This window comes from Azorhizobium sp. AG788, assembly GCF_004364705.1.
Classification (GTDB): domain Bacteria; phylum Pseudomonadota; class Alphaproteobacteria; order Rhizobiales; family Xanthobacteraceae; genus Azorhizobium; species Azorhizobium caulinodans.
In genome coordinates this window covers 2,501-3,632 of sequence record NZ_SOBM01000017.1, presented here as the reverse complement: position 1 = coordinate 3,632, position 1,132 = coordinate 2,501, and the positions used below count along the sequence as shown (strand labels likewise).

Here is a 1,132-nt window from a genome sequence, read left to right as displayed (position 1 = left end):
TGCGGTTTTCGGGCCTGTAGCTCAGGTGGTTAGAGCGCACCCCTGATAAGGGTGAGGTCGGACGTTCGAGTCGTCCCAGGCCCACCACTGATCCAGAAGGTTGGGCGTCGATCTGAAGCTCTTGTTGTGCTGAGCGTGCTCTTAGGGGCCATAGCTCAGTTGGGAGAGCGCGTGCTTTGCAAGCATGAGGTCGTCGGTTCGATCCCGTCTGGCTCCACCATTTCCTGCATTCTGATGAGGGATGCGGTCGAGATGGTCGGTGGTGAAGCGCTTCAAGCGTGAGAGAAGAACATCCGGTTCTGCTCTCTTCTGTCCGCACAATCTGTTTCGCTGATCCTCAGCAAGCCCCCATGTGGGCGAGGATGAGCGCTGCTGTCTGACATTGTGAATCTGGGCGTTTTCGATTTGCTGGCCGCAAGGCTGGCGGGTCGTGATGGAAGGCTTGTCCTTCCGGACACGATCATCGGGTGCTGACCGCACCGGTGTCGAAAATGTCGAAGCTGGTCTTTAGCGTCCAGCCCTCTCGCTGATCCGCCTGGTGCGGATTGATGAGAACCTCAGCCGAGGAGTGGGCATGGACGATGAGAACGATCAAGTGTCTTAAGGGCATTCGGTGGATGCCTTGGCGCTAAGAGGCGAAGAAGGACGTGGTACGCTGCGATATGCTTCGGGGAGCTGCGAACAAGCTTTGATCCGAAGATTTCCGAATGGGGAAACCCACCTTCGAAAACTGGAACTCCGAGGTTTGACCTCGGATGGGGAAACCTAGCCGTGGCGCAAGCTTCGGATTTCCAGTTTTCAGATGAAGGTATCTGATCCTGAATACATAGGGGTTAGAGGCGAACCCGGGGAACTGAAACATCTAAGTACCCGGAGGAAAGGACATCAACAGAGACTCCGTTAGTAGTGGCGAGCGAACGCGGACCAGGCCAGTGGTCTTGGGATTTAAACGGGAAGCAGATGGAAAGCTGCGCGTTAAGGGTGATAGCCCCGTACCGGTATATACTCCCAAGATCCTCGAGTAAGGCGGGACACGTGAAATCCTGTCTGAACATGGGGGGACCACCCTCCAAGCCTAAGTACTCCTTAGCGACCGATAGCGAACCAGTACCGTGAGGGAAAGGTGAAAAGC

2 tRNA genes and 1 rRNA gene (1 of these 3 only partly in view) are annotated in these 1,132 nt (G+C 55.7%); all 3 read left to right on the top strand.

Annotated elements, in window-relative coordinates:
- The first annotated feature begins 10 nt into the window (after nucleotides 1-10).
- Nucleotides 11-87 (top strand) — tRNA-Ile (locus DFO45_RS24845).
- 57 nt (nucleotides 88-144) lie between these two features.
- Nucleotides 145-220: transfer RNA gene (locus DFO45_RS24840), tRNA-Ala, on the top strand.
- A gap of 369 nt (nucleotides 221-589) precedes the next feature.
- Nucleotides 590-1,132: ribosomal RNA gene (locus DFO45_RS24835) — 23S ribosomal RNA — on the top strand (it continues 2,281 nt past the right edge of the window).